3 protein-coding genes are annotated in these 8,075 nt (G+C 55.9%); all 3 read right to left on the bottom strand.

The window, feature by feature from the left end; all coding sequences use genetic code 11:
- Positions 1-503 (bottom strand): IS6 family transposase (locus AC2FNA_RS23965; RefSeq protein ID WP_496830921.1); only part of this gene is annotated, 503 nt, incomplete at its 3' end.
- 131 nt (positions 504-634) lie between these two features.
- Complete coding sequence (locus AC2FNA_RS23960; RefSeq protein ID WP_496830919.1) at positions 635-1,231, bottom strand: VPLPA-CTERM sorting domain-containing protein; 597 nt, start codon at positions 1,229-1,231, stop codon at positions 635-637.
- A gap of 75 nt (positions 1,232-1,306) precedes the next feature.
- The gene (locus tag AC2FNA_RS23955) at positions 1,307-7,855 is read right to left on the bottom strand and encodes a cadherin-like domain-containing protein (protein WP_496830923.1); all 6,549 of its coding nucleotides are present in this window, start codon (positions 7,853-7,855) and stop codon (positions 1,307-1,309) included.
- Positions 7,856-8,075: the final 220 nt, after the last annotated feature.

Raw genomic sequence — 8,075 nt, 5'->3', positions numbered from 1 at the left:
GCGGATGATTTCCGGGCTGGTCTTGAAATAGCGAAACGGGGATCTCGTAGCCATGCTGCAAGGCTACGAAACCGCCCTGCCCGGCTCAAGCTGGTTTCCTTTGACAGCACCTGCTTACGCATTGCTTTCCTTAGAAATTTCAGCCCGGCTTTCTTGTCCCGCTTCTTCGTGACGAAGCTCTCAGGGACTTCGCCCTCGTGATCCACAGCCCGCCAAAGGTAGTGGCGTTCGCCATTGATCTTCACGAACATCTCGTCGAGATGCCAGCACCATCGGCTGGATTTCATACCCTCGACCCGCCGCTTTCGGATCTCTGCAGCGAACATCGGGCCGAACCTGTGCCACCAGAACCGGACGGCCTCGTGGCTCACATCAATGCCGCGTTCGTGCAGAAGATCTTCCACGTCCCGCAGTGAAAGCGGAAACCTGATGTACAGCATAACTGCCAGGCGGATGATCTCCGGACTGGTCTTGAAATAGCGAAACGGGGATCTCGTAGCCATGCTGCAAGGCTACGAAACCGCCCTACCCGCCTCAAGCCGGTTTCCTTTGACAGCACCCGCGGCTGGTCTTGAAGTGCTTGAACGGGTCAGGTTTGGTCATGCAGTCACTCTAGCCAGCGCCCTGCACCGCCTCAAGCCAAGTTTGTCTGACAGGACCCGCGACGTCGCTTTCGGGCGGCAATACCGCCCAATCCAGCAAGCCCACCAAGAAGCAACAGTCCGCCGGCCGGCAGCGGGACTGCTGCGATCGCGGTCAACCTCGTTATGGTCACGCTCGTAGAATCCGTGAAGTACCCATCGGTCAGGAAAAGGCCGCTTGCCGAAATTTCGACCAGTACAGCTCCGCCATCGACACCGAGTGCATCGCTCGAGAAGTCCGCTACGCCCTCGAACAGATACTGGAGCATGTCGGTGTCGTCGCCACGTGCAGTTGCGGCGACACCTGACACATCGAACGTGGCAAAATCCGACGCACTGAAGGATGCATCAACTGGTCCGGTCGCATCGAAATCGATCAGCGAGAACAGGACTGGCGAGCCCGCCAGAATATTGTCGGCAAAGAGATTGATGGTACCGAAGTCCAAGACAGAGACTGACACATCGCTCAATGGCAGAACGACAACGTCCTCCGTATAGCCATAACTAGTGAGGTCGATTGGAACGGCGTCAACTGCCGTACCGCTCAACGCAAGCCCGCTGGCCAATACAGCGCTACGTATTTTGTTCATCCAAGCCCCCTCCAACATTCAGCTTACCAATCAGGTGAAGCCTACAGCCACCATCGCATTCCACAAAGCCTGAAATCACAGGAAATTCTCCGTCTCCAGGCTGGCAACGAACACAGGCGATGTCAGCACGATCACGTCGCCGTCGTTGTCGAGGTAGAGGAACGTCCGATCTCCAATTGTCCGGCTCATCGCGACGTTTGCTTCCCCGAGGTTCAGCGTATCGCCCTCGGCTTCGTTGTAGTCGAGAACATAGCGTGTCTCGCGCGCACCGTTCTGGGTGGAGAACGAGAAGTCGAACTCGTCGGCCCCGCCGCCCCCGGTGACATAGTCGATACGGCCGGCCAGCGGATTGAGGATCTCGTCGGCGTCGGTTCCGACGAGATAATCGGTGCCGTTCGTCCCGGTGATTGTCAGGGTCTCCACCACGTCCGTCACCTCGACAAGGATCGTGGTCGCAGTCGTGTTGGAGCCGTCGAAGGCCGAGATTGCGACCTCATAGAGATTGTCGCCGTCCGCGCTGCCGAAGGCCTCGTAATCCGGCGCAGTGAGGAAACTCAGGGCGCCCGAGGTCTCATCGACAGCAAACAGCGTCCCGTCCGCACCGCCGGACACAGTATAGACGATAGGATCACTCTCGGGATCGGTGGCCGCCACACTGCCCACTGTCGTCGTGATCTCCGCGACAGTGAAAGGACCCGTGGCGGTGAAGTCCGGTGCTTCGTTGACGTCGCCGACGGTGATCGTGACTGCCTGGCTGGTGTCGAGCGTGCCGTCCGACGCCGTCACGATCAGGTCGTAGCGATTGTCCCCATTCGTATCGCCTGGCAACTCAAAGTCTGGGGCGGCGAGGAACACGATCTCGCCGGTGCCGCTTTCGATCTCGAACAGCGCGGCGTCGTCGCCGCTGAGACCGTAGTTCAGCGGACTCCCTTCGGGATCGATACCAGTGGGGATGAGGCCCGTGCCAAGTGTGTTCTCGTCGATCGCGGCCTCGGCCACCAGAATGAACTCCGGAGCTTCGTCGACATCCGTCACGGTGACCGCGATTGCCTGGGTCGTCTCCAGTGCCCCGTCAGAGGCCATGACGGTGACCTCATAGACACTATCGCCGTCGGCATCCTCGGGAGCCTCGAAGTCCGGCCGGCCGAGGAAGCGCAGCTTGTTCGACGTCTCGTCGATCTCGAACAGATGCGCGTCGTCGCCGATCAGCGACAGCGTCACGGCATCGCCATCCACATCCGAGGCCGACAGCACGATCCCAGTCGCCTTCGTGCCCTCCTCGACCGAGGCCGAAGCGACGGCGGACAGGTCGGGCGCGTCGGTCACTGGATTGACAGTAATTGTAACCGTCGCCGTGTCAGATAACTCACCATCGGAGATTAGGTAAGTGAAACTGTCTTCTCCAAAAAAGTCCTCATCTGGAGAATAGAGAATAGTTCCATCAGAATTGATGGATGCTGTGCCGTGGCTGCCTGGGCCAACCGAGATCACTGAAATATGATCAAAATCGATGTCCTTGTCGTTCACCAAGACATCCACCAAAAGTGACTGGTCTTCGTCCACGACATATTGGTCGTCTGCAGCTGTCGGATTGTTGTTGAACTCGGTACTATCAACGATCGTGATCGTAGTGTCGGTCCCGTCATTTGCAAACTCTAGCGTCAAGCCGCTGTAGTCGCCTTCGAACTTGAGCGTCGCATCAATCACCCCATCCAGTTCGTAGTCCAACTCGACGATAAGAGAGCCAACAATAGTCGTTCCGTTCTCTGGCGTGAGCAACAAATCCGTGAGAACCACCTTAGAGTTCAGTCTCCAATTATAGAAAACGGCACCGTCCGCGGTCGCTTGATCGAGATACGCCACGTTGATCGTAGACGAGACCTCCGAACTCTCACCAACGAGAGTCACACCAGCTTCTGTCGGCGTATAGGAGACCACGACATCGCCTGTCTCACTGTCCGTGACTATGCCGCTGTCAAGCAGGGCGTGCGACGTTCCTCCGGCTAAAATGTAATCGAAAGTACCGCGGGAGAAGAAGATCGTGTCGGTTTCTCGCTGGAGACTGAGGAAGCCATCAAAGTCAAAGAAGCCTCCAATCACATACTCATTAAAGTCCCGGTCCAGCACCAAGGTGTTCGATCCACCGTCGTCGTAGACGACATCGGTTCCGTCACCGACATTGAATAGGACGATGTCATCCAGGGACCCCAAGAAAAGAATATCGTTGCCGAGACCCGCTTCGATTTGAGAGGCGCCGCTGCCGGCTATGATCAGATCGTTGCCGGAAGAGCCCAGAACAGATCGAGTGTCTGAAGGGGACAGATATTTTCCAATGATTATCGAGCTAAGGTTGTTTGTGAAGTCGTCCCTCAAGACATCGGCATCGGCCGCCCGAAGCGGCAATGAGTCCGCAAGCAACTGGACTCCGTAGAAGGACTCTCCCTGGATGATCGAGGCACCAAGATCGATTGTGATCCAATCGTCCGACTCGGTCATGAAATTCTCTTCGTTGTAGCTTACCGATTCAAGTGGAAACAACGCCACTCGGCTCGCGTGTTCAATTGCGATGGCCGACAATGCGGAAAGTAGTTCGGCTCGTTCGATCTGCTCAAAATCGACATCGATCAAGTCGCCAAGCTTGTTCTCCACGTCTCTTAACAGAGGCGAAAGGACGTCTGCCTTTGTGCCGTCAAGGTAAGACAAAACAATATTCGAGAAGTTTATCGCGCCATAATCGTAATCAACTTCGCCTTGGTCAATGATATACTGGCGCCCAGTTTCGACATTTCCAATGTATGCGTCGACAGCACTTCTCGCCAACTCCCGTTCGAAGAATCCATCCAGAAAGCCATCAACCTCCTTATACCTTTGCGTAATTGCTAGCGAGTTGTCGGCCGCTTGGATCAAATAGTGCAACTGAGACGCATGTAGGCTTGATGCATCAATCAATTGCTGCTTTGGATCTTCTCCATCCGGCAAGATAGAGGCCCAGAATGCATCCCAGAAACCAGTGTAGCTGGCATCGAATAGACTATCAAAGGCTGGCCCAGCATTGAGCGCTATGAGTGCCTCATAAGCAAGCTCAACGCTTTGATATTTCGACGCCAACGCATCGTCCAAGCTAGCTGCAATGTGGTTCAGTGCCGCACCGACCTCATTCAAGGCAGGCGCAACTGTCTGAGACTCAATAAGGGAAAGGCCATTTTGATATATAGCGCTAGCGCTCGCATAGGCGAAACTAATATCGCCAAATAGTTCCTTTATCTGCGCAGGCTGACTGCCGCCAAACAGTTCAACCAAAGAAGTCAACAGCTCTCCTTGCAAACTCACGCCGACCACATCAGACCAGTCACCAGTTAATCGACCATCTGCGTCCAGAGAGTACATGCCCGGCACTTCGGCGAGCGAGACATTTGAGGCATATGCATCGAATGCAACGTTGTGCGGCCCCGACCCCACAACAAGCGCCTGATTCCCAGTCATTCCTCCGAGCAGGCCAGCAAGTATTCCACCCAGTGAATGCCCCGTAAAGGTCACCATACTTGCATCAACTTCGAATTCATTCACGACATCTTGATAAAAGTCGATAGCTGCCTGAAGAAATGACTCGGTCCTGATGTTTTCCGGTAGACCCAAGCCCAAACCAAGCGTTGTATCCAAATGCCTTATCGCTTGATACAATTCGACGTAGGCGACATCGAATTCCGAGGTGCGTCTATCTGAGAATTCGCTTATGCCGAGTCCCAATGGGATGGATGTGACGAGATTCTCGCCCAAAGTTCCGAAGTCGTCAGTCCCCCGAAACGAAATAATGACTCGGCCTGTGTCTTCATCCAAATATGCAGTCGCCTGCATGCCCGGTAAGGTTGTCGCAGTTCTAATTTCGTTTCCGTCTCGATCTACAAGGCCGCTATATTCTTCTAGCGAAGAGTCCTCTTCATACGTTGTGTAAATCGCACGCCACGTGCCAACATCATAGCCAGATAATGGATTGGGCTCGCTGGTGGTTCTGGAGATGAAATTAGGCCCCGTGCCATTGTAGGCATCAATGGCGAAGTGCATTGCGAGTAGAAGATCGGGACTGGTTGCAGAGAAATCAAAGGCAGGAACTGTCTTACTTTCGACATCCGCTAGGACCGTACTGCTTGTAGCTCCGCTGGCGTCGGTGACAAAAAACTGAACTGTATCAGTCTCGCCTTCCGCGCCAGAAACGAACGCCCAGTTCCCGATCTCGGCAATGTCAATCGGATCACCGGTCGAACCGACCTCCAAGCCGTTTTCGGTTAGGTATCCACCGCCAGGCGTCAGATCCTCTGCGGAGAAGGTCCGCAGATCGTCGTCTCCATCCGGGTCGCCCCAGGTGAACAGGTCTGCCAGCGCAATCACCGTCCCCGGCGCTACAGTCCGAGATGAGCCCGTTGCCGTCGGCGTCTGAAAGGCAATCGCCTCGATCTGCGTGTTGCCGTCGAGGGTGGTGGAGACCGCGAAGCCCTCGACCGGCCGCTCGATGCCGTCCAGCGTGAGTTCTATATCGGCGAGGCCATCGAGCTGCAGGTCGATCTGCAGGATCGTCGCACCGTCGGCGAAGGCGGTGGAGACGTGCGAGGCGTCGAAGGTCTGACCGGTCACCTCGATTACGTCCCCGCGGTCCAGGTCCGCAATGGTGTCCCCATCCAGCTCGTACCGGGAGCCCGAGAAGACGTCCAAGCCGCCCGCGCCGACCAGCGTGTCCTCCTTCGTCGAGCCCAGCATGATCTCGTCTTCCAGTGAGCCTTCGAACACCAGATCGGAGGTGAGGCTGAGCGCAGGGCTGCCGATGAACTGAACATTGTTTACTGCGGGTACAAGGTCGCCCTCTTCATCGAATTGCCCGACGATGTCGACGCGCCAGTCGGAATCCCGGATGAAGAGGATAAGTACGTCTCTGTCGTTGGGATCCCGAAAAAGCCGCAGATCGTCAGCACCGAATTCAGCAAACTGGACAGTACTCGGTTCCGGGCTGGTGACGCGAATGACGCGAATAGGGCCCGGCCCCGAACTACCGCCGCCTCCACCGAACCCGCCCAAAACATACCAACCGCCAATACCGCTGATGTTCTGAGTTTGCGTCACATTGACTATTTGCACTTCACGAATGGTCTCGCCTTCAATCTCAATCGGGGTCTGGCGATAATTCTGAATCGTGACCTCGTCGCCTGTGGAAAGACGGATTGTCAGGTCATAGCGACCGTTGACGATAGTGACGAACATTAGGATGTCGCCAACCGGCACATCCTGAATTCTCACGACGTTCTCGCCCGAGTCGTCGATGATCGTATCGGAACCGGTGCCCTCGGAGAGCACGTAGACGTCATCGCCGTCACCGCCCTGCAACGTGTCGTTTCCAGCAAGACCATCTATGAAGTCATTGCCTTCCGTGCCACCAATGATCTCGCTCGCATCAGTCCCTTCGATGACCGTAACGCCTGTGACATTTACAGTTATCTGCGATGTACTAACGTTTCCGGTTTCGTCCGAAACTGAGTAAATGATTGTCTCTGAGTTCGTTTGCCCAGCCAGCAAGAAGTCCAGCGCATCGCCTGGATTATAGACAAACTCACCTTGTGCAGAGAGAAAGAACTCCGCCCCCGATGCAAGGGCGAATTGAGTTCCAACATTCGTTGCCTGGCCATTGACTGAAACCAGTGTAAGCCGCTTGCCTTCTGGATCGTATGCACCCCCACCACCGTTGTCGTCGAAGACATTCCCGGAGGCTACGCCAAGCGGGTCAATCTCGAAGGTTGCGGCCGCCAGGACCGGCGCATCATCTATGCCATTTACCGTTATCGAAACTTCCGCTTGAGCTTCAGCACCAAACTCATCCGACAGCACATAATCGAAAACTTCAATTGCGGTTTCTCCATCAGTCAATTCGTCGTAGATCGAAAGTGCACCGCTTCCGCCGAAGGGCTGGTAGTCGATCGTGCCATCACTCGACACGAACAGCGTCGCCCCGGAGGGAAGAATAATGATGGCCTGCTCGCCGACGTCATGCTCCGCGCCCGAGGAATCGATTATCTTGGCGACTTGCAGAGCATCTCCCTGAGGATCGTTGTCTGCCGACAAGCCGTTCGCGGCAATAAGACTTCCTGCGAGCGTCGTGTCCGCGTCCGTTGTAAATGCATCATCGAACGCTTCGACACTATTGTTCGGAACAAGAACCTGGTCTGCGAACTGCAAAGCCCGAATGTTGGTCAGTATGTCGGTGCCATCGTCTCCGTCATTCAGATCGATGTCAGTGACAGTGATCCGGTCGCCGTCTTCCACGATCTGATAGCCCGCCAACACCCCGGAGAAGATGACGACGTCATTGCTTCCGTCATTGCCCCCATCGATAGAGTCGTCGCCGGCGCCGCCGATTATCGTGTCTGCGCCGTTGCCGGCGTTGAGCGTGTCGTTCCCCGATAGCCCTTCGATGCGGTCATCGCCGTCGTTTCCGTTGATCTCATCACTCAGGACTGTTCCGACAAGAGCTGCCGGATTGCCGCCGTCCCCGTTCTCGCTTTCGGACGTTCCCTCGATCGTGACGCCTGAGAACTCCGATGCAACGGCATAGTCGCCGTCTGCGAAACGAAGAATTTCCACATTGTAGACGAAATCCGTGCCGTCCGGTGACCCTTGCCGGTTATCAATGACGAGGACACCCGTTTGAGTTCCCACTACAGAGTACGAACTGCGGCTTCCGGAATAGACAGCAATGTCGCCGGTTCCGCCGGTCGCCGCGTCGTCATCCCCGCCATCGATGGAATCGTCGCCGCTGCCTCCGATCAGGGTGTCTTCGCCGGTTCCGCCCGACAGCGTGTCG

The sequence above is a fragment of the Ruegeria sp. YKSD163 genome, from assembly GCF_059612905.1.
The sequence above is the reverse complement of the archived record's forward strand: the minus strand, read 5'-3'. Positions and strand labels throughout refer to the sequence as shown.